We start from the raw sequence: 24,397 nt of genomic DNA on the forward strand, positions 1-24,397 counted from the left end.
GGAGGGCCGGGCGCGACCCGTTGCGGGGGCGGCGGAATACGGGACGGGTCGTCGACGACCATCAACGGGCCGCCGCAGCGCGGGCATCCCGATCGGCGCGGGTCGTGCGGTGCCTGGATGCGACAGCGCGGACAGAAGTCCATCACTCGTCCATGGTGGCACGCCACCGGCCGCGACGTCCCACGACCGGATCGCTCCACAAGTTATGCACAGGTTCGGCACCGCGTCCGTGCTGTGCGGTATGCAAACGATGGTTTGCTCCGCTCAACAAAACCGTCCCACTTGCACGAATTTCAGTGACCAGGCTCACTAAATTGATCCGTACGGCTCGGTTTGTCCACAGTTTCCACAGCCTCATCCACAGGTTGAGGGTCGGCTGCCACGCCCTGTGCCTGCGGCGCGACACCGCCCCTGTGGATAGATCTCGAAGGTCACAGCAGTTGCTCACAGACCGACGGACGACCACCGGGCACGCTTCTCCATCGCCGACCAGGCGCCGGTGACCACACCGTCCACCGCGGCCGCCATCTCGAGTTGACCGCCGGTGAGTCGGGCGAGTAGAGGCTTCGACGGCGAGATCACGTCGACGTGGGCGTCGGGGTACCGCTCGGCGATGACCGATCGCAGCACGCCGACGGCGTCGACGAGTCCGACCTCCACCGCTCGGCGACCGATCCAGACGTCTCCGGAGAACAGTGTCTCGTCGTCACCGGAGAGCTTGGCGCCCCGCCGCTGACGTACCCACGCGATGAACGCCTGGTGCAGGTCGGCCTGGATGCCCGACAACCACTCGACGTCCTCGGGCTTCTCCTCGGAGAACATGTCGAGCCGCGCCTTGTTGCTGCCCGCGCTGTAGATGCGGCGTTCGAGCCCGATCTTGCCGATCAACTCGGCCGCGCCGAAGCCGGACGACACGACACCGATGGATCCGACCATCGACGTGCGCGCCGCGAAGATCTCGTCGGCAGCACACGCGATCCAGTAACCACCCGACGCCGCGACGTCCTCACAGAACGCGAGCACCCGGACGCCGTTCTCCGACGCCAGCTGGCGCACGCGCTCGGCGATGTACTCCGATTGCGCCGGCGACCCGCCTGGGGAGTTGATGACCAGGACGACCGCCTTGACCCGCTCCCCGGTGAACGCGCGCTTGAGGACACTCTCCACCCCGTCGGCCGTCAGACCTCCACGTCCCACGCCGACCGCACCGATGTGGCCCTCGAGCCGGACCACCGCGACCCGATCGGGACGGGGTGCGCCCAGCGCGTGCTTCAGCCTCGTCAACGGTCCGTCGCTCATGGAAGTCACTCTAGGCTTGCGGTCATGGAGATCTGTGTTTTCACCGAGCCGCAGCAGGGTGCCACCTACGACGAGCTGTTGGCCGTCGCGCAGACGTCGGAGGCGGCCGGCTACACCGGCTTCTTCCGCTCTGACCACTACCTCGCGATGAACGTCGCCGACGGTGTCGGCCCGTCGGACGCCTGGATCACCCTGGCCGGCCTCGCACGGGAGACGTCTCGGATCCGGCTGGGCACCCTGGTCACCTCGGCGACGTTCCGACTGCCCGGACCGCTGGCGATCTCGGTGGCCGGGGTCGACGCGATGTCGAACGGTCGGGTCGAGTTCGGCATCGGTGCCGGTTGGTACGAGTCCGAGCACACCGCCTACGGGATCCCGTTCTCCCGTCTCGGCGAGCGCTTCGACCGACTCGAGGAGTACCTCGCCGTGATCACGGGGCTGTGGTCCACGCCCGTCGGGGACCGGTTCACGTTCGACGGCAGCCATTTCCAGCTCACCGACTCCCCCGCGCTGCCCAAGCCCGTGCAACAGCCCGGCCCGCCGGTGATCATCGGCGGCGCAGGGAAGAAGCGCACCCCCGCGCTCGCCGCCCGGTACGCCGCGGAGTTCAACACGCCGTTCATGTCACCCGACGACGCCGCACCGCTCTACCGACGTGTCGACGAGGCGTGCGAGCTCGTCGAGCGCTCCACCCCGATCCGACATTCCGCCGCGCAGGTCGTGTGCTGTGGCCGCGACGACGCCGAGGTCGCGCGGCGCGCCGAGGCGATCGGACGTGACGTCGCCGACCTCAGGGAGAACGGCCTGACCGGTTCGCCTGCGGAGATCGTCGACAAGATCGGCCGATTCGCCGACGTGGGCGCCACCCGCGCCTACCTCCAGGTGCTCGACCTGTCCGATCTCGCCCACGTCGAACTCATCGGCTCCGAGGTGCTGCCGCAGCTGTAGGCGCCGACCCCGACATGTCAGACTGACTCCCATGTCAGCCACGGTGGCCTTCGACGATCATCTGCGGGCGATCGGTGCGGCGACCGGTCGCATGACCGCGGCGGCCCTGGCCGCGGGTCCCGACGCCCCGGTGCCGACGTGCCCGGAGTGGACCGTCGCCGACCTCCTCGCCCACCAGGGCATGGTGCACCGGTGGGCACACGCCCACATCACCGCGACCGAGCCGCCGTTCGCCGACGTGGACGCCGTTCTCGCCGAGGTCGATCCCGACGAACTACCGGAGTGGCTCGCCGAGGGATCCGACGAGCTCGTCGACGCACTCTCGGCGGCGCCTGCCGATCTCGACGCCTTCGTGTTCATCGAGACCGGGCGGACCCCGTTGGAGTTCTGGGCCCGTCGTCAGGCCCACGAGACGACCATCCACGCACTCGACGCCATCTCTGCCGCCCGGGGCGAGATCCCGCCGCCCACGGCCATGGGCGTGACGCCGGCGTTCGCCGCCGACGGACTCGACGAGCTGGTCGTCAGCTTCCTGTCCCGCGGCCGATCCAAGCTCTATGACGGCGCGCCGTTCCGCATCGTGATAGCCCCCGACGACACCGACCACGCCTGGACCCTGCGGGTCACCGAATCCGCCCTCACCGCCGAGCGTGAGCTCGACGACTACGCCGAGGTCTGGTGGAGCGGCGCCGCGGCCGCGTTGTACGCCGGGTTGTGGAACCGCGGCGGTGACATCACCACCGCCCGGGGTGACGCCGCCGTGTTGGAGAACTGGCACAGCCGACACCGCATACGAGGACGATGAGTACTTTCGAAGTTCGCTGGCTGACCGCATTCCTCGACTTCCCCGCCGACGAGTTCGGCAGCGAGGTCACGTTCTGGCGCGCCATCGCGGGCAGCACCGTCTCACCGCCGCGCGGTGACAAGCGACAGTTCGCGACGCTCGAGCCGTTCAACGGCGACCCGCACCTCCGCGTCCAGCGTCTCGAATCAGGCGACGGTGGCGTGCATCTCGACCTGCACGTCGACGATCTCGAGGCCGCGGTGGTCGAGGCCGGCCGACTCGGCGCCGAGGAGGTACACCGGTACCCGGACGTGGTGACGATGCGCTCGCCGGGCGGTTTCGTCTTCTGCCTGGTGCCCTGGGAGGGGCAGAAGACCCGGTCGCGTCCGATCCGCTGGCCGGGCGACACGATCAGCATCATCGACCAGGTCAGCATCGACATCCCGGCCCGCGTGTTCGAGACCGAATGCGAGTTCTGGCAACGACTGACCGGGTGGGAGCTGACCGACAACGACAGCCCCATGTTCCGCCATCTCGACCGCCCGAACCACATCACCATCCGGATCCTGCTGCAGCGCATCGATTCCGGCGAGATCGGCGGCCATGTCGACCTCGCCAGCACCCATCCCGCCGACGAGGTCTCCCGTCATGAGGACTGGGGCGCGGAGGTGCTCGCCGAGTTCCCGAACTGGACGGTGATGGCCGACCCGACCGGTCGCCGCTACTGCATCACCTCGCGCAATCCGCGCACGGGCGAACTCCCCACCGCATGACCGCCGACGCACTCGCATACCGGACCGTCGAGGTGGACGGGTTTCGCTGGCGGATGATCGACCAGGGCGCCGGCCCCGCGGTCCTGCTGTGCCACGGCTTCCCCGGCCTCGCCTACAGCTGGCGGCACCAGGTACGCGCGTTGTCGGCCGACGGATACCGGGCGATCGCCCTGGACATGCCCGGTTACGGCGGCACCGACCGTCCGGACGAGATCGCGCAGTACTCGTTCGCCGCGGTCGCCGCGCGGATCGTCGCCCTGCTCGACGAATTGGGGATCGACGACGTGCTCGGGGTCGGCCACGACTTCGGCTCACCGACGGCGTGGACGCTGGCCCGACACCACCGCGACCGGGTGCGCGGACTGATGTTGATGGCCATGCCGTACGCCCCGGATCGGCTCCCGGTGCCCCCGACGCAGGCGTACGCCCATGTGGCGCAGAGACATTTCTTCCATTTCGACTATTTCCAGGAGCCCGGGGTCGCCGACGCCGAGCTCGACGCCGCACCCGGCGAGTTCCTCGCGCGTGTCTTCCACGCGCTGTCCGGCGATGCGCCCTACCTGCAGACGTGGGACCACCCGAGCGTTCGCGACGGCGCCCGTGTCGGCTACCTCGACGCGTTGCCCCCGGCCCCCGAGCTGCCGTGGCCGTGGTTGACCGTCGAGGAGTTCACCGTCTACGAGACCACGTTCTCCGAGACCGGTTTCACCGGTGGACTGAACTGGTATCGCGCCGCCGACGTCAACTGGGCCGAGATGGCCGGTGACGATCCGGTTCTCGACGTCCCGGCGTACTTCCTCAACGGCGAGAACGATCCGGCGCTGACCATCGCCGGAGAGAAGACCATGGGCCGCATGCGCGAGACGATGCCGAGTCTGCGCGCGGTGCACACCTACGACGGCGCCGGCCACTTCATCATGGCCGAGTGTCCGCGCGAGGTGAGCGCGGCCCTGATCGGGTTCGCCCGCACCCTCGGCTGAGGCGTCTCAGCCCGCCGGATGGGCTCGGTGGAACTCGGTCAGGCGTTGCGCCTCGTCGTCCAATGCCCGTGCGTCCGAGGCACTCACCGCGGCCAGCGGCTCGATCCGTACCGCTCCGGTGTCGTCGGCCGACCAGCGTGCGACGACACGGCCGTCGACCAGTCCCAGCCCGGGCATCAGACCGTTCGGGGTGACGAGCTGGGCGTACACCTCGTCGTCGATGATGCGGCGCCGGTCGGCCTGGGCGGTGACGACGTTGTCGAACGGGGCGAGCAGTCGTGCCGGGGCGGGTTCGTCGGCGTCGATGATGTCGATGCCGTCGAGGTCGAACAGTTCGACGCCGTCGGGGCCACGGAAGCGGTTGAGCTCCCAGTCGGCCTCCATCGCCTCCACCAGTGGGCGGAGTCGGGTCATGCCCGCCCAGGTCTGGATGCCCTTGATCGTCGACGGCCCGAACCCCCGTAGGTAGAGCCGGATCAGATCCTTTCGGGCCTCGTCGCCGACGACCGCGGGCTCGCCGGGACCGACCCAGTCGTCGAAGAGTCGGTACGTGGCGGTGGCATGACCGTTCCACAGCCCGCGCGGCGGGACCTGGACCAGCGGCAGCGTGCACCGCGCGACCGCGGTGAGGGTCGACGGCGCGTCGTCGGGCCACCGCGCCACCAGCTTCTGTCCGAGCTCTCGCGCGGTGAGTGCGCCGCCGGACAGCAACTCTCGGGCGTGGGCGGTGATCTCGGGTGCGGTCGCGTCGACCAGACGCCTCAGATGATTACTGCGGACCTCGCCCTCCATCGCCGCCTGGGCCAGAGGACGGACCCAGCGCGCGTCCTGCGAGTCCATCAGGAACACCGTGCTGCGCAGCAACGCCATCCGCACGACCTCGCGGTCGGTCATCAGGTCGTCGAGCTCGGCGGGGTCGAATCCGTCGATCCGCGACCACAATCCGTAGAACGCGGCCCGCGGATCCTGCGACTGGAGGCCGACGCACCGGTCGAGGACCTCGACGGCGTCCTCGTCGACCCGACTCAGCAGGTGTTGGCGTGCGAGCAACGTCCGGTTCCACTGCCCGAGGGTGACCTCGCCCGCCACCGGCGCATCAGCGGCCATCGTGTCAGCGTCCGCCGGTCGAACGGGCCGATGCGATCTCGCCGAACGTCGCCGTGCGCGCGTCGGATCGGGCGCCGTCGGCGTCCACCCGTTTGTCGACGAGGATGACCTGGCCGATGAACGGTTCCACGATGCCCGCCATGCGGATGGGGGCGGCGATGATGAGCTGGAACCCGAACTGTTCGAACGCGCGCAACGACTGACTGGAGAACGTCTCGTCGGACTTGCTGAACGCCTCGTCGAGCATGAGCGGGGCGAACCCCGGCCGGTGGTCGTCCGGGCTGCTCAGCGAGAAGCTCAGTGCCGCAGCGAGACAGAACGCCACGAGTTTTTCCTGCTCACCACCGGAGTTCGTGGCGGTGTTGCGGTAGGTGTGCACCGGCGGCGCGTCGGCGCCGTCGGCCACCGACATCTCCTTGCCGTAGAAGAAGTAGCTGTTGCGGACGTCGAGGACGTTGTCGCACCAGCGGCGTCCCTCGGTGTCGGTGGCGGTGAGCCGCACGATGAGGTTCTTGATCCGGTAGAACTGTCGGGCCAACACGGCGCCGTCACCCGAGCGCGCCGAGGGTGCGTCCCGGATCATCGCGTCGACGATGCGGCCGAACTCCATCGCCTCGTCGGTCGGGTTGTGCTGCACCGCGATCTGCAGGTACGTGCCGGTGTTGAAGTCGACGCGACGCAGACCGGAGTTGACCTCGGCGATGCCACGGCGGATCCGCTTGTTGGTGTCGCCGATCTCCTTGTAGAGGTTCGACACCGAGTGCGAGATGTCGGTGGTGATGAGCTGCCGGAACCGTTCCTGGGTGGTGGCCAGACCGTGTTCGACGAGACCGGAGTGGATCGAGACGAGGTCGCTCGCGCACTCGATGGTCGCGGTGAGATTGTTCGCCGCGGACGGCCATTCTCGGACGAAGGCCTCCGCCGCCCGGACGATCCGGTTCTCCGCGGTGTCGCGCTCGGCGTTGGCGTCGGCCTGGACGGACTCGAGCGCGTTGCGCAGATCCGAGCGCACCTCGCCGTAGGTGGCCAACGTGAGGTGTTTCTGGCCGGTGGCGAGCACCGACTCCAGCACCCGCTCGAGGTACTCGCGGTCGTCGTCGGCGAGGTCGTCGGTCTCGGGGTTCTGTTCGAGTTCCGCGAGCCACCGGTCCCAGTCGGAGCCGATGTGCCGCAACTGGTCGTTGATCGCGCCGACCCGCGCGACCGCCTCACGCCAGTCGGCGCGCGCGATGTCGACCTGTTCCTCCAGCTCGGCGAGGTCGACACGGTTCTCGCGAACCGCGTCGATCCGGCGGTTGAGCTCGTCGGCGTCGCGGCGCGACGACCACCAGTTCAGCTCCGTCCACGACGAATAGCCGGCCAGGGCGTCGGCGGCCTTGGCGCGTTCGCGGTTGTCCTCCAAGAGGTCCCGCATGTCCTGCGAGATCTGCCTGGTCTCCTCGTACCGGTGCCGGAGCGCGCCCAGCGACTCCTCCAGCGCGGCCCGTTTGCCGTCGGTGTTGGTGCCGAATATCCAGTGGGTGCGGTCGTCGACGCGGCGCCGGTCGTCCTTGCGGTAGCGATCACGACCCGCCTTGACCAATCCCTGCGGCGTGACCGCGAGATCGTGGCGATCGAGTTCGATGGGATTGTCGACGCAGGTGTGGTCGGCCGAGCGGGCCACGACCCCCGACAGCCAGGCGCCGGCGGGATGCGCTCGGTCGACGGTCATCTTCGCCGCCAGCGACCCGGACCGCGGCACCTCGTGGGTCGCGTTCTCGTCGTAGGCGCGGAACTCGAGCACGCCGCCGAGATCGGTCTTGTTGACGAACTCCGCGACCCGTCGGCGGTGCTCGTGCGGCACCAGCAGGGTCATGCCGAGACCGCGCAGCACCCGTTCGGCCGCACCGGCCCACGTGGCGCGCTGGTCGTCGGCGACCTCGACGAGTTCCGCCGCGTACGGCAGCTCCTGCGCCGGGATACCGGTGGCCGTGGCGATGGCGTCGCGCTGGGCGAGCGCCTCGCGCGGCAGCAGCGACCGGCGTGCCGTGAGCGTCGCCAACTCCTCGGCGACGGCCTCGTGTTCTCGTCGGGCGTCGGTCTCGGCGCTGAACACCGGATGGGCCCGTGCGTTCAGCGACTCCGCCGCCTCCCGTGCCGCCCGCGCCATCTGCGGTGCGCGACCACGCAGCGCCTCGAACTCCTCCCGCGACTCCGGGGTCCGCTCACCGAGGCGAGACACCACCGCCGAATACCGCTCGTAGGCGCGGTTCCGCGCGGTCACCTGCGCCTCGAAGGACTTCAGTTCCGACTCCAGCGCCGTCAGCTCACCCTTGTCGACCGTGAGCTGGTCGCGCAGCGAGGTGTGCCGGTCCTCGCGCTCGTCGGCGATGTTCTCCCACGACGCGACCTCGTTATCGAGGGCGGTGCGTGCATCCTCGATGTGATCGAGTTTCTCGCGCAGCAACGTCATCCGGTGCTCGCGCATGAACGCCCGCATCGGCGGACCCAACAGTTCGCCGGCGCGGGTCGTGGATTCCTCCGCCCCGCAATAGGTCTCCCACGCCTCCGGGATCGGGCGCAGCACCTTCTCCTGTGCGTGCGCCCGCGCCGCCGCCTGGTACGCCTCGTCGAGCTGGGTGAAGTTCTCCACCAACCGCTCGGCCTTGGCGTAGGTGTCGGGGCGGTCGAGCATGTAGGTACGGATGAAGAGGTTGAGGTCGCCGACGTTCTTCATCGCCTTGGCCTTGCCCATCAGCGACAGCGCCGCCGACGAACTGCCGATGCCCACGCGCCGGCGCAGCGCCTCGGAATAGGCGCTCTGCACGTCGAAGCATGCGACGTCGGGATGGGTGGCGCGGTAGGCACGGATGTCGAAACCGCCGGTGGCCCAGTCGTTGAGGCTCAGCAGTTCGACGTCGCCGGTGTGCAGTTGGTACCACGACCGCAGGGTGGCACCGTCGTTGCCGGACCCGGGGAACCACTTGATGGCGATCGCGGTGGTCACCGAACCGGCGCCGTTGTCGTACGTCGCGGCGATCGCCGACCAGGTGGCGCCGGTACCACGCAGGTACTGCACCTGCGACTGGTTGTACTCGTCGTCGTTCTCCGCCCAGGCGCCGCGCACGTAGTCGGCCATCGACCGCGCCGCGCGCTTCGCGCCCTTGGCGGTGAGGTCGGCCGAGGCGTTGAAACCCTGGTCGTAGGTGGGCAGCAGGACAACCGAGTGCCCGTCCATCATCGAGGACTTGCCCGACCCGGACGGGCCGGTCAGCAGCACACCGCGTTCATCGATCGGAAAGTTCTTGTAGCCGTGGAAGGTTCCCCAGTTGACCAACTGGATACGGGTCAACCGGAACTGTCCGATGTTGATCGTTCGCCGATGCTGCCCGCTCTCCGACGGCAGAGTCGTCGGAAAGGTATCTGCGATCGTGTCGGTCATCGGTCGTCCTCGTTCTCGTTCTCATCCGGTTCCGCCTCGTCGAGCGCATCGGCGTCGGTGACGGGTTCGTCGAGCTCGGCGAGGTCGGGTCCGCCGCCGGCCAGCGTGCGGTAGGCCGTCGTGTAGGCCTGCACCTGCTCCGGCGTCAGCAGGGACGCGATCACCCCGTAGATCGCGTACCGGTCGGTTCCGGGCAGCGCGCGGATGATCTTCCGGTTCTCCAGGACGTTGATGGCCGCGTCGATCCGGCGGACGAAGCCGGACTCGTCGGTGTCGCGGACGGGCTTGAACGTGAGCATGTGATCGACCATCTCCGACCGCTCCACCGTCACGGTCTCGTCGACGCCGGTGAGGTACTTCTGCCGGAGGAACAGCGCGAGTACCGACGCCGCGAGCGTGAGGGTGGAGGCGCGCAGGATGTTGCGTTGGCGCGGCTCGGGTTCGGTGATCTGCCGGGTGTAGGCGTACCGGTGCTCGGCGTTGATCTCCAGGCCGAGGTTCAGCTCCGACAGACGCGACCGGATGATCTCCTCGTTGGCCTCGATCGCGCGCCAGTTCCGCGACTTCGCCGAGACGTGGGCAGCGGAGATGAGTTCCTGCAACGCGTAGCAGACGGGCGCGGGCAGCGCCGAGGTGTCGCCGTCGAACCGCGGTGCGACGCGTGATTCCGAGACGTCGCCGACCGGCGCCGACCCGTCGAAACTGAAGTGCGACAAATCGATCGACGAATCCGCCTCGGCACCGGGGTGGTCGACGAACAGGTCGTCGCCGGTCTGCTCTGGGTGCTCGGCGTCTTCTGTGTCGATCTCTTCGGTGTCGATCTCTTCTGGGGCGGTCATCGACGACCTCCCTTCGCGTCGTCGAGCAGGTGGACCGCGGTGGGGATCGGCACCCCGGTGAGTGCGGGCAGTTCGGTCGTGAACGTCATTGCGGGGATGTGGATCTCGCGTACCCCGCGCGCGGTGTGCGCGCCCACCACAGTGCGTACGGCGGCGGTGTCGACCTCCCCGTGGCGCTGGGCCAGCGACCACACCCCGACGATGTCGCCGACGCGCGGCGACCCGATGTGCGCGAGCACCGCGGCGAGGTCGGCCGTGCCGGAACGCACCGCCGCGTTGACCGCGTCGGTGAGCACCTGCCAGTCGATGGTCTCCGATCCGACCAACTCGGCCGGGTCGATCTCGATCTCACCCGCGGTGACCTCGACCCCGTCGGGGATGTCGATGACGCCGTCGTGCATCGACAGCGCGCCGACGGAGTTGGTGTCCGCGACGGCCATCGGGACCACGATGCCCATGTCCCGACCTGCGCCTGCGTGCTCGAACGCCACGGCGGCGGCCCGCTGCGCCTCGCCGATCTGCTCACGCAGCGCGCGGTAGTGCAGGAAGTCGCCACCCTTGACGAAGGTGTTGATGCGTCGGTACACCTGGCCGCGTATCTCGTCGACGTGCTGCACCTCGTCCCACATCCGATCGATGAACCGGGCGAGGGTGTCGGCGAGGTCCGGCGGGAGATCGGGCAGCCCGGAGAGGATGTCGTCGATGTGCCGCTCGAGGCCCTCGCGGAGGCGATGATCCGAGATCAGCGTGTAGAAGGCGTCGAATGCGTTGCCCTCCGCGGTTTTTCCCAGTTCGTCGTGGCCGTCGAACATCCGGTTCAGGGCATCGGCGTAGGCCCCGGCCCGCTCGTCGAGACCCTGGGTGATCAGCGCCCGCGAGTTCTCCCGCAGCTTCTCGCCGTAGCCGATGATGTCGGCGGGCATCCGCTCGGCCAGCGAGGTGACCATGCGGATGTCGTCGAACAGGCGGCGGGCGTCGACCGCGGGCACCGCACCGGCGGCCAGCTCCGACCGACGCCGGGTGAGCTCGGCGATCTTGGCGTCGAGATCCCGGATGTGTTCCCCCGGATCGGGATTGATCGCGACCGCGATGTTCGACAGTCGGCCGATCACCATCTCCATGGCCGTCTCGGTGGCCACCGATCGGTCGTGCCGGACGGCCTGCACCTGGGTGATGGCCGTGGTGGCACCACGGGTCAGCTGATAACGCTCCACATGACGGTCGGGGTCGAGGCTGCGCGCGACGAACCCGTCCTTGACCCACCGGTCCAGGAGTTCGACGGGACCGGGCACACTGAGCCCACGATCGGTCCAGTGCGCGGCGAGGTCGGCCAGGTCGGCGTCGATGCCGTCGGCGAGGTGGTCGCCGTCGACCTGCCCGTCGGACAGACGCGCGGCCATCATCGCCAGGTAGACCATCGCGCTGCGCGACCGCAGCAGCCGCAGCGTCACGTCGGCATCGGCGTTCTCGGAGAACGCGGCGTAGAGAGTCGCAGCACTGTCACGCTCATTGCTGCGGGCCATCTCACCTCTGTCTCTCGTGTGCTGCGTTTCGACGTCGGGCGCACCGCCGCGGTTCCGTTGGACAGGATAGTGGTTGCCGCGGCTCGGTCGGCCGATCCACCGGCAGCCACCCGCAGATCTGTGACAGACGAGATGCGTGAGGTTTCGCACAGCGTCATCGGGTCGTCGCAGCGTTAGCGTTGGCCCATGTCAGACATCGTTTCGCGCCCGCGGACACCGCCACGCACCGTCGTCATCGCCGGCGGCAACGGCGGCCTGGGACGACGGATCGCCGACGACCTGGCCGGCCGCGGAATCGACATCGCCATCCTGACCAGGACGATCGACGAGCGGTCGCCGCATCGTCAGGTGCAGTGGGACGGGCGCAGCCAGGGCGACTGGGTCGCCGTGCTCGACACCGGCACCGACACCGCGGTCATCAACCTGGCCGGCCGACTGGTCGACTGCCGACCCACCGCGTCGAACATCGACGAGCTGCGCCGGTCACGCGTCGAGCCCACCCGAGCGCTGGTCGAGGCGGCGCGCGGACTGCGGACGCCCCTGACGCACTGGATCCAGGCCAGTACGACCGCTGTCTGGAGTGATGCGGGCGAGACGTGGTGCACCGAGAACACACCTGTCCCCGACGGCCTTCCGCAGATGACCGGTGTGGTGAAGCCCTGGGAGGCCGCCGCCGACGACGCGCCGTGCGACCACGTCGTCGTCCTGCGCACCTCGATCGTGTTGGACTCGGGATCGCCCGTACTGCAACGTCTCACGAGGCTGGTGCGCGTCGGTCTCGGTGGCCGCGTAGCCGGCGGACGTCAATGGGTCAGCTGGATCCACATCGACGACTGGCTCGCCGTGGTCCGCGCGGGACTCGATCTCGACCCCGAGGTCACGCTGCCGTCGGGAGTGGTGATCGCCGCGACCGACCACCCGGTCCGCAACGCGGAGCTGATGGCCACCCTGCGACGACTGTTGCACCGCCCGCCTGCACCACCGACACCGGAATCACTGCTGCGGTTGGGTGCGGTGCTCCTGCGATCGGATGCGCAACTCGGTCTCACCGGTCGGCGGGCCCGCTCGACGGTCCTGCACGACGCGGGCTTCCGGTTCACCCACCCCGATCTCGGAGGCGCGCTCGCCGACGTCCTGGGCGCCAGGTAGCGAGGCCAGAGGCGACGAGTCAGGCGGGGTATCTCAGCCCGGTGGCCGAATGGCAGCGATATCCGTGCGGGTTCTTCGCGAGGTACTGCTGGTGGTAGTCCTCGGCGTAGTAGAACCGTCCGCTGCCCGCCTGCGCGAGCGGCTTCACCTCGGTCGTGACCTCGCCGATGCCCGCGGCGCGGACCACACCGGCGAACTTCTCCGCCGACGTCCGCGCGACGGCCGCATCGGCGTCGTCGAACGTGTAGATCGCCGATCGGTACTGCGTCCCCACGTCGTTGCCCTGACGCATCCCCTGCGTCGGGTCGTGGGTCTCCCAGAAGATCGCGAGGATGCCCTCGAGGTCGATGACCGCCGGGTCGAAGACCACCAGCACCGCCTCGGTGTGCCCGGTCCGCGCGCTGCACACCTCGCCATAGGACGGGTTGGGCGTGAAGCCACCCGCGTAACCGACAGCGGTGGAGTACACGCCCGGCACCTGCCAGAAGATCTCCTCGACACCCCAGAAACAACCGCCGGCGAGGATGACCGTCGAATACCTCGGGTCGAACGGGCCGCTGATCGGATGGCCGTTGACGACATGGCGGTCGGCCACGGGGACCGCCTCCGATCGCCCGGCCAACGCCTTGTCCTCCGAGATCAGTTCCCTCTTGCGGTGTCCGAGAAGCTGATGGAACCAGGTCATGGGAGTCATGCTACGCACGGCGTACCGCCGCGATTTGGCCCGCGAACCCGGCGTGCCTATGATGGCGATCACAGCCCTGGTGTGACCGTTCTCACGGCCGCGTCGACGACGACAGGAGAAGTGAGTGGCCACGCAGTCCCACCCCGATCTGATCCGCACCCTCGGTCGACACAACCGTCCCGCGACGCGTGAGGACTTCAACATCCGCGCCCGCTGCATCACCACGGGCGCCAGCGTCCTCGCCCTCGTCGCGCTGCTGATCGCACTCATCCTGCTCTGAGCCGCCTGCTCCGCGCGCTCACCTGCCCAGACACGGGTAGCGACGGACTGGCTTGACTTCAACCATGGTTGAAGTCCCTATGCTCGACTCTGTTGCATTACCCCCGCCCCTACGTAGGCTGGGCAAGTACACAGCGACCACAACGGGTAGAGCCCCCGAGGAGAGGAACAACGTGTCTGACTACACCTTGCCGGATCTGGACTACGACTACGCGGCACTCGAGCCGCACATCTCCGGCAGGATCATGGAGTTGCACCACAGCAAGCACCACGCCACCTACGTCAAGGGCGCGAACACCGCACTGGAGAAGGCCGCCGCAGCTCGCGAGGACGGGACCATCGCGGACAAGGTCTTCCAGCTCTCGGCGAACCTCGCGTTCCACCTCGGTGGCCACACCAACCACTCGATCTTCTGGAAGAACCTGTCGCCCAACGGTGGCGACAAGCCCGAGGGTGACCTCGCAGCCGCCATCGACGACCAGTTCGGCGGGTTCGACAAGTTCCAGGCGCACTTCACCGCCGCGGCCACCACGCTGCAGGGCAGCGGCTGGGCGATCCTCGGATACGACACCATCGAGGGCAAGCTGGTCATCCAGCAGCTCACCGACCAGCACGGCAACACCTCGATCGGTCTCGTGCCGATCGTCATGCTGGACATGTGGGAGCACGCCTTCTACCTCGACTACCAGAACGTCAAGCCGGACTACGTCAAGGCATGGTGGAACGTCGTGAACTGGGCCGACGCCGGCGAGCGTTTCGCCAAGGCGCAGAGCCAGGGCAAGGGCCTCATCGTCGGAGCCTGATCTCGCTCTTCCACGACACCGCCCCCGGACCACGCGTCCGGGGGCGGTGTCGTCTCTGCGCGCCCATCGGGACATGCAGACGTAACGCCGTCGTCAAGCGATCGTTTAGCACTCCACTCCCCTTGTGTGCCAGCGGCTCTGACGAGCATCATGAGCCATGGACTACTCCGCGCGTTCGCTCGTGCCGATCGGGCTCACCCCGTTCCACCGTGACGGTCAGTTACGCGGGATGCTGATCTCCGGGCGCTGGCCGGACACCACCCTCGAGTGGACCCAGACATTGGTGGCGTCGGTTCGCATCGCGTGCCGCCCGGGATTCCTGCGGACCACCACCGTCTTCGGCGTCATCGAGGACCGACCCGAACACTGCGACCCCGACACCGTCGGGATGATGCTCGCCGTCGGCGACGTCTCGAGCGACGACTTCGTCCGTGACAACCCGTTCCTCGCCCACGCCCCGGCGCTGGTCATGCTGCACCCGCCGTCGCAGACGCGGGCCTCGCTCCCGGAGTGTTCCGACGTCGCGTCGGGCTGTGTGCTGTTGCCCGGCGTGCCCGAGCTCGGCCTCGAACATCGCGCCGGCTGGGCCGAGGCGGAGGCGGACGGGACCGTGGTCAACCTGCGCAACCAGATCGGGGTCGACCCGAACTCCGACCCCGACACCGCGGTGCTGGCGATGCTGCTGGCCGCCTGACGTGTCGCCGCGCCGGTGACCCCGAGTACCCGGATAAGGGTGCCCAAACTATGGTGAAAAGGGCCTCCGAACTGCGGTTATGCGGGTTCAGGAACTGTTGCGCCTGCTCACGATCGCCCGTAGCGTCAGCGTCATGTTCACCGCCCTGCTCCTCAGCTTCGGCGTGATCTTCGTGGCCGAACTCGGCGACAAGTCACAGCTGATGGCGATGACCTATGCCATCCGCTACCGCTGGTGGGTGGTCCTGCTCGCCATCACCGTCGCCACCACCGCCGTGCATGCGGTCTCCGTCTTCGTCGGACACTTCCTCGGTCTGTCCATCCCGACCGACCTGATCTCGATCGTCGGCGGGCTCGCGATGCTGGTCTTCGGTCTGTGGACCATCCGTGGCGACGAACTCGACGAGTCGGAGTCCGCCCGCGCGCAGCGCACCGGCGCCTCGGTCATGTTCGCGGTGATGTCGTCGTTCTTCCTCGCCGAGCTGGGCGACAAGACGATGCTGGCGACGATCACGCTGTCCACCGACAACAACTGGGTCGGGGTCTGGATCGGATCGACCATCGGGATGGTCGCCGCCGACGCCCTCGCGATCATCGTGGGCGCGACGCTCGGCCGGAAACTGCCCGAACGCGCGATCTCGATCGGTGCGGCCGTGCTGTTCTTCTGCTTCGCGGCCTGGCTCCTCACCGAGGGCATCGTCGCCGCAGCCAGCACCCCGGTGACCATCGCGGCCATCAGCGCCACCGTGGTGATCCTGGCCCTCGGGACGGCCTACATCGTCGCCGTGCGGCGGGCGCGCGCCGCACAGGCAGCCACCGAGGCCGAGCTGGTCACCTCGAAGCCGACGCACGACTCCTGATCGACCGTCGCCGCGGTGCTCAGCGCTGAACGACCCGCAGGCCGCTGTGTGCGCCCTCCGTCATCGCCGAGACCAGGTCCGGCGGGTCGGCGGGCAGGCCCTGCTGAACCCGCAGGATCTTGATCAGCTCGCTGACGACGACGACCGAATCGCTCGAGAGGCCGGCCAGCCCGAACGCGGCCATCTGGACCGTGGTGTCGGCCTGCATCCGCATCCGATCGATCTGGTCCCGGGTGCGCTGCGCTTCGTGGTCCTCGAGGAAGTAGTGCACGTCGACGCCGAACGCGGCGGCGATGCCCTCCACGGTTCGAAATGACGGCGACTTGGCCTTCCCGGACCGCAGCTGGCTCAGATACGACTCGCCCAGCCGGAACCCGTGGTCGGTGGACAGTGCGGCGATCGCCTTCGCGCTGTAGGCCCGTCCGTTCGGTCCGGGTACGGTTCGGAACAACTCCTCGAGACGCCGTGCGAACAAGCCGGGCTCGGCCGATTCCAGATCCTTGTCGGTCACAGCCGACTCTCGTTCCACAGACATGTGTGTCTCCACCCCTAGTGACTCCGACGATGTCGGTGCCGCGCGTCTCCAACGACTCACCCCTGAGACACACACGGCACGGGCCCGACGACCGCGATCGTTTCCCCCACGCGATCACCCGACCTGGGTGCAGCGTATACGACCCGCCACCTGCGCGTTAGCGTCGAAGCTTTTCTCTCCGGGAGCTCAGAGGTCGGCCTGATGGACGATCTGGTCGGCCGCGCCGTCGGTGATCCACTCGCGGAGCACTTTCGTCGCCCACACGTCGTCCTCGTTGTAGGCCAGGATCCGGTCGCGCTGCCCGGCGTCCGGAGTGCCGTCGGCGACACCGACCGCGACCCGATACCACTCCATCGACGCCTCGCCCCCGGCGTCCGGGTCGCGCCAACCGAATCCGGCCACCGGCGCGATCTTCTTGAGTCCCTTGCCCTGTGGGCAGATGAAGTTGGCGCCGACCGCCTCGTAGACGTCCACCCACTGCGGCGAGGCGATGAACGCCTTCACCTCGTCGAGGGTCGGCACACCGGGCAGACCGGCGAAGCGTGTCGCCGATCCGAGCAGCCAGCGGTTCTCCGCCGACTGGGAATAGCAGTAGGCGGCGAACGTCTTCCCGGCTGCGGCGGCGGCCTCGCGTTCGGCGCTCAACCACGCCCAGAACTCGGCGAACGACCGTCCCTCGTCGACGGTGGGCAGCGGGTCCCAGGTCGCGAACGGACGGTATCGAACGGGTCGGGTCGGGTCGGTGCGGTCGGTGAGCAGCGTCCCCCACAGGTACGCGCCGTCCTCGCCGTAGCTCTCCATGTCGACGTCGACCTCGATGTCGGCGCGCGCCACGGTGGGCACCTCGACGCGACGCACGAGCGACACCCCTCGGCGCCAGGCGCGCGCCAACACCACCGCGTCGGCGATGTCACCGCCGGACCAGTCCTCGGGGGCGGGGCCGGTGTAGTCGGCCAGGTCGTCGACGGTCAGGAGCCCGGCGTCGCGGGCCACCCGGGCCTGGTTGCCGTTGATCACCAGGCTCACGTCGCGGGCGGCGACGAGCTCCGGTCCGCACCGGACCCACCACGGACAGGTCCGGCATTCACCGATCCGGCTCGGAGCGGTGGACAGCGCACCCGCGGCGATGGAGTGGCGCCGGGCCAGGGTCTCGTCATAGCCGGTCATGGCGGGGGCGAGGTCGTGCACCACGATGCAGTCGGCGTCGAGCCCGATCGATCCGCCCAACCCGGTGTCGGTGGCAAGTCCGGCGTGTTCGAGCAGCCGGGTCAGATGCGCGAGCCGCAGCACGTCCCGCCGGTGACTGCGCATCGACCGCGTCGGGTCGTCAGCGGGCAGCCAGGTGAACAGCGGACTCGTCCGGATCGTCCCCTCGCCGCCGGGCACGCTGACGCGGTGGTTGACCACGATGACCGGGACGTACCCGTCGCCCACCTCGACGAGCAGCTCCGACCCGCCCCGACGACCGGCACGACGATCGGCGGGCAGCGCCGCGTCGAACACCCAGCCCGCACCGGCGGCGCAGGCGGCCATCGTCGCGGCGACCCTCTCGGACATCGGTCCCGAGGGGATCCGGACGAAGGTTCCCGGCTCGTCGCTGTGGATGCCGGCCAGCACCTCGGCGACCGTGGCACGGTGTGCGGCGGCCGCTTCCTTGCGCCGGGTGACCGACGGATCGTCGGTCGCGTCGACGGCGTCGCGCGCGTGGAGGTGGTCGAGGGCGAGCCGGTGTTCGCACCCGGCCAGATCGCGGGCCGTGAGCAGGGGGAGGGTCATCGTCGGGTGCAGCTCATCGATCACGACCATCCCTCGCCTTGTCCGCGGCACCGCTACGACGCCCGAGCCCACGCCCGATCGGGCCTGTGTAATGCTGGTACAGCTACTTCTTCTACCGTAATGTCCAGACATTTTCGTCATCCGTCGCCGCCGCGCGCCCCGCGCGCAGCAGCCGGCCGCAGCGACCGGGAGGGTCCCCACATGGGTCTGTTCACCTCGAGCCGCACCACCCGTGCGCAGAAGAAAGCCCACGCCAAGGCGCTCAAGGCCAAGGCCAAGCTCGAAGCCCGGCTCGATTCGCGCGGCATCGGCAAGGACCGCCGCAAGCGTCGCCGCCAGGAACGCAAGCTGGGCAAAAAGCTCATCAAAGCCGAGCAGAACGCGACGAAGACCGCGGCGAAGACGGTCGCCGACACCAACAAGACCAATCTGAAGATCGCCAAGGCCAACGCGGACGCGGCGGCCAACGGCACATCGCTGACGCCACGCAAGGTCAAGCGTTATCTCTCGGTGGCCAAGGTCGTCGCCCCCATCGCCGTCCCGCTCGCCTACCGGGCCTCCACGCTGGCCCGCGAGAGCATCACCTCGTATCAGGCCAACCGCGCGGGCGTGCCGATCGACGAGCTGAACAAGTACAGCGGCCACGGCGCCGCGCTCTCGGCACGGGTCGCCGGTGCCGAGCGGTCCCTGCAGACCCTGGCGGGTACCCGCGGCAACGACGCCGAGACCACGAAGTTCGTCTCGACCATGACCGCACGCCTGACCGACCTCACCGCCGCCATCGGCGCTGCCGAGCACATGCCGGCCACGCGTCGCCGTTCCGCACACCAGGCGATCGCACGCGAACTCACCGCGATCGACGCCGATCTGCTGGCCCGACTCGGAGTGCGCCCCTGAACCACGGTTGGCCCGGCGTACTGGTCGGACGTCTCGCGGTCGCGGTCACAGTGCCCACGCTCGCGGTCGCCGCACACGGTGTCGCCTCCGGCGCGGTACCCGGTCTCGGCGGGATCGCGCTCTGCCTGATGATCGGCGTGCTCGCCGGCATGTGCACCGGCCGACGCTGCGGTGCCGTCGCCCTGCTGACCGTTCTCTCCGCCGCGCAGTTCCTCTCCCACCTCGCGCTGGCGGTCACCATGCCCGCGACCCACACCATGCCCGCGACCCACACCATGGACCACGCAGGCATGGACCACGCGGGGATGTCGATGCCCGCGGACGCGCACGCGGGTCCGCTGCGACTGGTCTCCGATCACCTGGCCGAGATGTTCCACCTCGGTGGGGCCGACGGCACGACCATGCTGCTGACCCACCTCATCGCCATCCCGCTCTGCGCGGTGCTCATCGCGGCCGCGGTTGCGGTGTTCGCCGTCATCACCTCCGTGCTCGCGGCCCTGCGCCGCTCGCCGTCGCCGGTGCTCGGCCACCCTGCCACCGTCGTCGTCCGCGAGGGCATCACGCGGTGGCATCGGATCGATCGCGCCGCCGGCGCCGGGGAACGCGGACCACCGCTGCTGATCGCATGACGCACACCGACCCGGACCGCCGCCCGCGACCGGGTCTGCGTCGCGTCGCCGAATCACCCGTCGGTCGCCCGACGGGTCCTTCCCGTATCAGTTCAGCTCTCCACAAAGGAAACCCCATGCACAACAGTGTCTTCCGCCATGCGCGGATCCCGGTCGCCATCGTCGCGGCCGCCGGCGTCGTCGCTCTCGGCTCGGCGCTCGCTCCCGCGGTCGCGTCCGCGCACGTCTCGGCGAATGCACCCGGCCTCGCCCAGGGCGGTTACGGCGTCATCACCTTCCGGGTGCCCAACGAGTCGGACACGAACGCCGCCACCACCGAGGTCACGGTGACCCTGCCCAACCTGAAGTCGGCACGCACCGAGCCGATGCCGGGGTGGCGGGCCGTCGTCTCCAAGGACGCGACCACCGAGGAGGCCACCTCGGTCACCTGGACCGCGACCCCGGGATCGCCCGGCATCGCGGTCGGGGAGTTCGGTCAGTTCGTCCTCAGCGCGGGCCCGCTGCCCAAGGAGGAGACGGTGAAGTTCCCGGCCGTCCAGAAGTACTCCGACGGCGAGACGGTGGACTGGAACCAGCCGCCCAACGCCGACGGCTCCGAGGCCGATCACCCCGCACCGGAGATCGAACTCGCCGCCGCCACCGACGACGAGGACGGCGACTCGACGGCCACGACCGCGTCCTCGGACACCTCCGACACCACCGCGCGGTGGCTCGGTGGCGCCGGCCTGGTCGTCGGTGTCCTCGGTATCGCGGCGGCGGGCGTCGCCATCCGGCGCAAGCCATGACGTCGATCCGGAGCGCAGCAGGACTGCGCACCGCCGCGACGTTGGTGGCCACCGTGCTGCTGGCAGTCGGGGTGTCGTTCCTCGGCGCCCCGACGGCGTCGGCGCACTCGGTGCTGGAGTCGTCGGACCCGGCCAACGGGTCGACGGTGGCGACGGGACCGGGCAGCGTCACGCTGACGTTCAACGAGGCGCTGCAGGACTCCTACGACGTGCTCAACGTCGTGGGCCCGGACGGCAACTACTGGCAGCAGGGCGACGCGAGCGTCGTCGGCTCGAGGATCCGCGTCGAGCTGCGGTCGTTGGGCCCGGCCGGTGTCTACCGGGTGAACTACCGCGTCACCTCGGCCGACGGCCACCCGGTGCGCGGACAGGTCGAGTTCACCCTGTCCACGGCAGGCACCGGGACACCGGGACCGTCGGCGACTGCGTCGTCCGGTGACGACGGCGGCACCCCGGCGTGGCCGTTCATCGTCGGCGCCGTGGTCGTGATCGTCGCCGTCGGTGGCGTGTTCGCGCTCCGGCGTCGCGCGCGCAGCTGAGTGGAGACCGGCACGGTGCGCGCAACGCACCGTGCCGGTCGCCTTCGTCCGGTGGCCTCCTCCCGGGTCCGGCGACAAACGCAGCCGCGGCAGGCATGATGACTTCTCGAACCGCGCACGCGCAGACGAACTCAGAGGAGACTCGAGAGCGATGACCCATCCGGACGCCGGCTCCGACGATCAGGGTCGGTCGCGACCGGACCCCGCCGAGTCATCCGGCACCCCGCCTGCGAAGAAGACCCCCGGCAAACGGACGCCTGCGAAGAAGGCTCCCGCCAAGAAGGTCCCGGCCAAGAAGGCGGCGCCGAAAGCGGCCGCCAAGAAGGCTCCCGCGAAGAAGGGCACCAGCGGCCCGGGCGAGCGGTCCAACGCGAAGAAGGCCGCGTCGTCGGCCCCGCCCAAGTCGCCACCGCAGAAGTCTGTCCCGGAACCCTCACCGCCGACACCCGCGGGCCCGCCGACGGTCGCCGCCGTCCCCGACGTGCCTGCCGCCCACGCGAAGTTCACACAGCTGCGCCGCACGGCACCGACGGCCCTGTCAGATCCCGACCCGATCAATCCGGTGCCCTACGTCGTCGCGGCCGCTGGTGTCGGACTCGGCCTCACCGTGCTGGCCGTGCGTCGCCGGCGGCGCAGAGCAGCTGCGAGCTAGCGTCCGGGCAGGAAGCGCAACGCCTTCATCGACGTCGGCACCAGCTTGAGGAACAGTTTGCGCGGCACGCCGCGGATCCCGTCGATGCCGATCACCCGCTGCGTCGCGATGGTCTGCGGCTCGGTGTACTTGAGGATGCCCTCGTTGCCGTGGCGACGGCCGACGCCGGAGATGCCCATGCCGCCCATCGGTGCTGCGGTCGATCCCCACGCGGCGGCGTAGCCCTCGTTGATGTTGACCGTGCCGACACGCAGCTGTGCGCCGATCTCGCGTGCCTGCGCGCTGTCACCGGCGAACACGCTGGCGTTCAGGCCGTAGTCGGTGTCGTTGGCGAGCTTGATGGCCTCGTCGACCGAGTCGACCTCGTAGATCGACACCAGCGGACCGAACGTCTCGGTGGCGAAGCACGTCATGTGCTCGTTGACCCCGGACAGCACGGTCGGGGCGTAGAAGAACGGCCCGAGATCGTCGAGCCGCTTGCCGCCGGCCAGTACGGTCGCACCCTTCGAGGTGGCGTCGGTGACGTGCTCGTCGATGACGTCGACCTGCGCGGCCGAGGCCAGTGAGCCCATGTCGGAGCCGAAGTCGTAGGCGGGGGCCACCTTCATCGACGAGACCTTGGCGGCGAACTTGCGGGAGAACTCGTCGGCGACGGGCTTCTCGACGTAGAGACGCTCGATCGCGATGCACAGCTGACCGGAGTTCGAGTAGCAGGCACGCGCCGCGCCCTCGACGGCGCGATCGATGTCGGCACCCTCGGTGACGATCATCGGGTTCTTGCCACCGAGCTCGGCGGAGAAACCGATGAGTCGACGACCGGCCTGCTCGGCCAGCGTCGCACCGGTCTGCGAGGACCCGGTGAACATCAGATAGTCGGCGGTCTCGGCGATCGCCTGTCCCACGACCGACCCGGGACCGGGGACCACGGCGAACAACTCGGGCTCGAGGCCGGCCTGGTACAGCAGTTCGGCGACGGCGAGCGCACAGTACGGGGTCTGGCTGTCCGGCTTGATGACGACGGCGTTGCCTGCCATCAGCGCGGCCACGGCGTCCGACGCCGCCAACGTCACCGGGTAGTTCCACGGCGAGATGATGCCGACGACACCCTTGGGCTGGTAGCGAACCCGCACGTCCGTCGCGCCGGGGATCATGCCCTTGACGCGCTTGGCCGACAACACCTTCGGGCCGACCTTGGCATAGTGCCGAGCGGTCAGCGCGACGTCGAGGACCTCTTCCTGCGCGTACGCGCGGGCCTTGCCGGTCTCCGCCTGCGCCATGTCCATCAGCTCGTCGCGGTGGGAGAACACCAGGGCCGCGAAGCGCACGAGGACGTTCGCCCGCTCCTTGGGCGCCAGTGCCGCCCAGCGGGTCTGCGCGGCGCGGGCACGCTGCACGGCGACGTTGAGGTCGTCGGCGGTGCCGATCGGGATGGTGGTCATCTCGTCACCCGAGAAGGCCTCGAGGACCGGGCGGGTGGGTCGTGCGTCGGCATCGTCGATCGCGACCAGACGCGCGAGTCGTTCGAACGTTGCTGTGGTCGGCTTCGCCATGGAGAACCCTCCTCGGGCAGGCGTGCCGATCTGACACGCGGTTGTTTCAAGTATAAGCGGGACCGGTCAGACGCCCCACCGGCCCGTGGCTCAGGACGCGGTGGTCACCACGATGCCGTCGTCGTCGCTGTGGACGATGTCGCCCACCCGGAACGTGACGCCACCGAACGCGACATCGACATCGGCCTCGCCCGCCCCGGTCTTGGTGGACTTGCGCGGATTGGTGCCCAGCGCCTTGACGCCGATGTCCATCGTGGCGATGACGGCCGAGTCACGGATGGCGCCGTGCGCGATGATCCCGGCCCAGCCGTTGCTGCGGCCGAGTTCGGCGATCAGGTCGCCCACGAGCGCGGTGTGCAGCGACCCGCCGCCGTCGATGACCAGGACCGCACCGTCGCCCGGGGTGCCCAGCACCTTTTTGAGCAGGGCGTTGTCCTGGTGGCATCGAACCGTGCGGACGGGTCCGACGAACTCCCGTCGGCCCCCGAACTGGCGGAACTGGGTGTCGCAGCTGCGGACGTCCTCGCCGATCTCGTCGACCAGGTCTGCGGTTGCCGTGAAGGTGAGATCACTCATGTGCGCCAGCTTAGGGTTGGTCGCCGTCGACCCGCGCAGCCATCCCACCGATCTCGACGATGTCGCCGACCACGAGTTGGCGACCGCGTCGGGTCTCGGTCTCACCGTTGACGCTCACCTCGCCGTCGGCGATGACGAGCTTCGCCTCGGCCCCGCTCTCGATGAGATTGGCCAACTTCAGGAACTGGCCGAGTCGGATCGTGTCGTCTCGGATCGGGACCCCGGGCACCGCACTCATCGTTGACCTCTTCCGCGCGTGGAACCCCTGCGTCGGCGTTGTGGTCGTGAGGGACGCAGGTGGTCACTACTGTCTAC

Annotated in this window: 25 protein-coding genes; 14 read left to right on the plus strand and 11 right to left on the minus strand. The window is 69.1% G+C overall.

Annotated elements, in window-relative coordinates; genetic code table 11:
- Positions 1–444: 444 nt before the first annotated feature.
- Positions 445–1,299: a S49 family peptidase gene (locus tag JHC79_RS06260; protein WP_296389306.1), complete on the minus strand. Its 855-nt coding sequence runs from the start codon at positions 1,297–1,299 to the stop codon at positions 445–447.
- Positions 1,300–1,323: 24 nt separating this feature from the next.
- On the opposite strand from JHC79_RS06260, the gene JHC79_RS06265 reads away from it, so the two are divergent.
- The 4 genes from JHC79_RS06265 to JHC79_RS06280 are packed head-to-tail and all read left to right on the plus strand — an operon-like array spanning position 1,324 to position 4,784.
- Complete coding sequence (locus JHC79_RS06265) at positions 1,324–2,247, plus strand: LLM class F420-dependent oxidoreductase (RefSeq protein WP_296389307.1); 924 nt, start codon at positions 1,324–1,326, stop codon at positions 2,245–2,247.
- A 31-nt stretch (positions 2,248–2,278) separates the two neighbouring features.
- The gene (locus JHC79_RS06270; protein WP_296389308.1) at positions 2,279–3,052 is read left to right on the plus strand and encodes a maleylpyruvate isomerase family mycothiol-dependent enzyme; all 774 of its coding nucleotides are present in this window, start codon (positions 2,279–2,281) and stop codon (positions 3,050–3,052) included.
- Positions 3,049–3,804 (plus strand): VOC family protein, encoded by a 756-nt coding sequence (locus JHC79_RS06275; RefSeq protein ID WP_296389309.1) that lies wholly within the window; start codon positions 3,049–3,051, stop codon positions 3,802–3,804. Before JHC79_RS06270 ends, JHC79_RS06275 begins: the two co-directional genes overlap by 4 nt.
- Complete coding sequence (locus JHC79_RS06280) at positions 3,801–4,784, plus strand: alpha/beta hydrolase (protein WP_296389310.1); 984 nt, start codon at positions 3,801–3,803, stop codon at positions 4,782–4,784. Before JHC79_RS06275 ends, JHC79_RS06280 begins: the two co-directional genes overlap by 4 nt.
- 6 nt (positions 4,785–4,790) lie before the next feature.
- On the opposite strand, the gene JHC79_RS06285 is transcribed toward JHC79_RS06280, so the two are convergent.
- Genes JHC79_RS06285 through JHC79_RS06300 form a run of 4 tightly spaced genes read right to left on the minus strand, consistent with a single transcriptional unit; the run spans position 4,791 to position 11,674 of the window.
- Complete coding sequence (locus JHC79_RS06285; protein WP_296389360.1) at positions 4,791–5,873, minus strand: winged helix DNA-binding domain-containing protein; 1,083 nt, start codon at positions 5,871–5,873, stop codon at positions 4,791–4,793.
- A 22-nt stretch (positions 5,874–5,895) separates the two neighbouring features.
- Positions 5,896–9,312, minus strand: coding sequence for an ATP-binding protein (locus JHC79_RS06290; protein ID WP_296389311.1), 3,417 nt, complete (start codon positions 9,310–9,312; stop codon positions 5,896–5,898).
- Positions 9,309–10,151: a DUF4194 domain-containing protein gene (locus JHC79_RS06295; RefSeq protein WP_296389312.1), complete on the minus strand. Its 843-nt coding sequence runs from the start codon at positions 10,149–10,151 to the stop codon at positions 9,309–9,311. Before JHC79_RS06295 ends, JHC79_RS06290 begins: the two co-directional genes overlap by 4 nt.
- The gene (locus tag JHC79_RS06300) at positions 10,148–11,674 is read right to left on the minus strand and encodes a DUF3375 domain-containing protein (protein ID WP_296389313.1); all 1,527 of its coding nucleotides are present in this window, start codon (positions 11,672–11,674) and stop codon (positions 10,148–10,150) included. The genes JHC79_RS06295 and JHC79_RS06300 overlap by 4 nt, the downstream gene beginning before the upstream one ends.
- Positions 11,675–11,860: 186 nt before the next feature.
- Here JHC79_RS06300 and JHC79_RS06305 point away from each other — a divergent pair, with 186 nt between their 5' ends.
- Complete coding sequence (locus tag JHC79_RS06305) at positions 11,861–12,823, plus strand: DUF1731 domain-containing protein (protein WP_296389314.1); 963 nt, start codon at positions 11,861–11,863, stop codon at positions 12,821–12,823.
- A gap of 19 nt (positions 12,824–12,842) precedes the next feature.
- On the opposite strand, the gene msrA is transcribed toward JHC79_RS06305, so the two are convergent.
- On the minus strand, positions 12,843–13,508 hold the full coding sequence (gene msrA, locus JHC79_RS06310; RefSeq protein WP_296389315.1) for a peptide-methionine (S)-S-oxide reductase MsrA: 666 nt from the start codon (positions 13,506–13,508) through the stop codon (positions 12,843–12,845).
- Positions 13,509–13,632: 124 nt separating this feature from the next.
- On the opposite strand from msrA, the gene JHC79_RS06315 reads away from it, so the two are divergent.
- The 4 genes from JHC79_RS06315 to JHC79_RS06330 all read left to right on the plus strand — a co-directional run bounded on the left by JHC79_RS06315 (position 13,633) and on the right by JHC79_RS06330 (position 16,143).
- Complete coding sequence (locus tag JHC79_RS06315; protein WP_296389316.1) at positions 13,633–13,788, plus strand: hypothetical protein; 156 nt, start codon at positions 13,633–13,635, stop codon at positions 13,786–13,788.
- A 172-nt stretch (positions 13,789–13,960) separates the two neighbouring features.
- Positions 13,961–14,590: a superoxide dismutase gene (locus JHC79_RS06320; RefSeq protein ID WP_296389317.1), complete on the plus strand. Its 630-nt coding sequence runs from the start codon at positions 13,961–13,963 to the stop codon at positions 14,588–14,590.
- A gap of 157 nt (positions 14,591–14,747) precedes the next feature.
- Complete coding sequence (locus JHC79_RS06325) at positions 14,748–15,284, plus strand: peptidase (protein WP_296389318.1); 537 nt, start codon at positions 14,748–14,750, stop codon at positions 15,282–15,284.
- Between the two features lie 133 nt (positions 15,285–15,417).
- Entirely contained in the window at positions 15,418–16,143 is a 726-nt protein-coding gene (locus JHC79_RS06330; protein WP_296389361.1) for a TMEM165/GDT1 family protein, read from the plus strand.
- Positions 16,144–16,162: 19 nt separating this feature from the next.
- Here JHC79_RS06330 and JHC79_RS06335 read toward each other — a convergent pair whose 3' ends face one another.
- The gene (locus tag JHC79_RS06335; RefSeq protein ID WP_296389319.1) at positions 16,163–16,678 is read right to left on the minus strand and encodes an XRE family transcriptional regulator; all 516 of its coding nucleotides are present in this window, start codon (positions 16,676–16,678) and stop codon (positions 16,163–16,165) included.
- Between the two features lie 186 nt (positions 16,679–16,864).
- Positions 16,865–18,454: a TM0106 family RecB-like putative nuclease gene (locus tag JHC79_RS06340; protein WP_296389362.1), complete on the minus strand. Its 1,590-nt coding sequence runs from the start codon at positions 18,452–18,454 to the stop codon at positions 16,865–16,867.
- A gap of 201 nt (positions 18,455–18,655) precedes the next feature.
- Here JHC79_RS06340 and JHC79_RS06345 point away from each other — a divergent pair, with 201 nt between their 5' ends.
- The 5 genes from JHC79_RS06345 to JHC79_RS06365 all read left to right on the plus strand — a co-directional run bounded on the left by JHC79_RS06345 (position 18,656) and on the right by JHC79_RS06365 (position 21,956).
- Complete coding sequence (locus JHC79_RS06345; protein WP_296389320.1) at positions 18,656–19,351, plus strand: DUF6474 family protein; 696 nt, start codon at positions 18,656–18,658, stop codon at positions 19,349–19,351.
- 50 nt (positions 19,352–19,401) lie between these two features.
- On the plus strand, positions 19,402–19,980 hold the full coding sequence (locus JHC79_RS06350; RefSeq protein ID WP_296389321.1) for a hypothetical protein: 579 nt from the start codon (positions 19,402–19,404) through the stop codon (positions 19,978–19,980).
- Positions 19,981–20,096: 116 nt separating this feature from the next.
- Positions 20,097–20,765 (plus strand): YcnI family protein, encoded by a 669-nt coding sequence (locus JHC79_RS06355; RefSeq protein WP_296389322.1) that lies wholly within the window; start codon positions 20,097–20,099, stop codon positions 20,763–20,765.
- On the plus strand, positions 20,762–21,304 hold the full coding sequence (locus JHC79_RS06360) for a copper resistance CopC family protein (protein WP_296389323.1): 543 nt from the start codon (positions 20,762–20,764) through the stop codon (positions 21,302–21,304). The genes JHC79_RS06355 and JHC79_RS06360 overlap by 4 nt, the downstream gene beginning before the upstream one ends.
- Positions 21,305–21,455: 151 nt before the next feature.
- Positions 21,456–21,956, plus strand: a complete 501-nt coding sequence (locus JHC79_RS06365; RefSeq protein ID WP_296389324.1) for a nucleoid-structuring protein H-NS — start codon at positions 21,456–21,458, stop codon at positions 21,954–21,956.
- Here JHC79_RS06365 and JHC79_RS06370 read toward each other — a convergent pair.
- The 3 genes from JHC79_RS06370 to JHC79_RS06380 form a co-directional block, all read right to left on the minus strand.
- The gene (locus tag JHC79_RS06370) at positions 21,953–23,506 is read right to left on the minus strand and encodes a succinic semialdehyde dehydrogenase (protein WP_296389325.1); all 1,554 of its coding nucleotides are present in this window, start codon (positions 23,504–23,506) and stop codon (positions 21,953–21,955) included. The two genes, JHC79_RS06365 and JHC79_RS06370, sit on opposite strands and share 4 nt — an antisense overlap.
- Positions 23,507–23,596: 90 nt before the next feature.
- Positions 23,597–24,082 carry a ribonuclease E activity regulator RraA gene (rraA, locus tag JHC79_RS06375; RefSeq protein WP_296389326.1) on the minus strand — a complete coding sequence of 162 codons (486 nt, stop codon included), beginning with the start codon at positions 24,080–24,082 and terminating at the stop codon, positions 23,597–23,599.
- A 10-nt stretch (positions 24,083–24,092) separates the two neighbouring features.
- A complete protein-coding gene (locus tag JHC79_RS06380) occupies positions 24,093–24,320 on the minus strand; it encodes an RNA-binding S4 domain-containing protein (protein ID WP_296389327.1) in 228 nt (75 codons plus the stop codon).
- Positions 24,321–24,397: the final 77 nt, after the last annotated feature.

Origin of the sequence: Williamsia sp. (assembly GCF_016462415.1) — a bacterium.
Taxonomy (GTDB): Bacteria; Actinomycetota; Actinomycetes; order Mycobacteriales; family Mycobacteriaceae; genus Williamsia_A.

What these genes read in the sequence shown, in the direction of transcription:
- JHC79_RS06335 (WP_296389319.1), bottom strand. Translation starts at nt 16,678, where the DNA reads ATGTCTGTGGAACGAGAGTCGGCTGTGACCGACAAGGATCTGGAATCG.
- JHC79_RS06265 (WP_296389307.1), top strand. Translation starts at nt 1,324, where the DNA reads ATGGAGATCTGTGTTTTCACCGAGCCGCAGCAGGGTGCCACCTACGAC.
- JHC79_RS06280 (WP_296389310.1), top strand. Translation starts at nt 3,801, where the DNA reads ATGACCGCCGACGCACTCGCATACCGGACCGTCGAGGTGGACGGGTTT.
- JHC79_RS06305 (WP_296389314.1), top strand. Translation starts at nt 11,861, where the DNA reads ATGTCAGACATCGTTTCGCGCCCGCGGACACCGCCACGCACCGTCGTC.
- JHC79_RS06365 (WP_296389324.1), top strand. Translation starts at nt 21,456, where the DNA reads ATGACCCATCCGGACGCCGGCTCCGACGATCAGGGTCGGTCGCGACCG.
- JHC79_RS06370 (WP_296389325.1), bottom strand. Translation starts at nt 23,506, where the DNA reads ATGGCGAAGCCGACCACAGCAACGTTCGAACGACTCGCGCGTCTGGTC.
- JHC79_RS06260 (WP_296389306.1), bottom strand. Translation starts at nt 1,299, where the DNA reads ATGAGCGACGGACCGTTGACGAGGCTGAAGCACGCGCTGGGCGCACCC.
- JHC79_RS06275 (WP_296389309.1), top strand. Translation starts at nt 3,049, where the DNA reads ATGAGTACTTTCGAAGTTCGCTGGCTGACCGCATTCCTCGACTTCCCC.
- JHC79_RS06340 (WP_296389362.1), bottom strand. Translation starts at nt 18,454, where the DNA reads ATGACCCTCCCCCTGCTCACGGCCCGCGATCTGGCCGGGTGCGAACAC.
- JHC79_RS06295 (WP_296389312.1), bottom strand. Translation starts at nt 10,151, where the DNA reads ATGACCGCCCCAGAAGAGATCGACACCGAAGAGATCGACACAGAAGAC.
- JHC79_RS06345 (WP_296389320.1), top strand. Translation starts at nt 18,656, where the DNA reads ATGGGTCTGTTCACCTCGAGCCGCACCACCCGTGCGCAGAAGAAAGCC.
- JHC79_RS06290 (WP_296389311.1), bottom strand. Translation starts at nt 9,312, where the DNA reads ATGACCGACACGATCGCAGATACCTTTCCGACGACTCTGCCGTCGGAG.
- JHC79_RS06325 (WP_296389318.1), top strand. Translation starts at nt 14,748, where the DNA reads ATGGACTACTCCGCGCGTTCGCTCGTGCCGATCGGGCTCACCCCGTTC.
- JHC79_RS06270 (WP_296389308.1), top strand. Translation starts at nt 2,279, where the DNA reads ATGTCAGCCACGGTGGCCTTCGACGATCATCTGCGGGCGATCGGTGCG.
- JHC79_RS06360 (WP_296389323.1), top strand. Translation starts at nt 20,762, where the DNA reads ATGACGTCGATCCGGAGCGCAGCAGGACTGCGCACCGCCGCGACGTTG.
- JHC79_RS06300 (WP_296389313.1), bottom strand. Translation starts at nt 11,674, where the DNA reads ATGGCCCGCAGCAATGAGCGTGACAGTGCTGCGACTCTCTACGCCGCG.
- rraA (WP_296389326.1), bottom strand. Translation starts at nt 24,082, where the DNA reads ATGAGTGATCTCACCTTCACGGCAACCGCAGACCTGGTCGACGAGATC.
- JHC79_RS06355 (WP_296389322.1), top strand. Translation starts at nt 20,097, where the DNA reads ATGCACAACAGTGTCTTCCGCCATGCGCGGATCCCGGTCGCCATCGTC.
- msrA (WP_296389315.1), bottom strand. Translation starts at nt 13,508, where the DNA reads ATGACCTGGTTCCATCAGCTTCTCGGACACCGCAAGAGGGAACTGATC.
- JHC79_RS06330 (WP_296389361.1), top strand. Translation starts at nt 15,418, where the DNA reads ATGTTCACCGCCCTGCTCCTCAGCTTCGGCGTGATCTTCGTGGCCGAA.
- JHC79_RS06380 (WP_296389327.1), bottom strand. Translation starts at nt 24,320, where the DNA reads ATGAGTGCGGTGCCCGGGGTCCCGATCCGAGACGACACGATCCGACTC.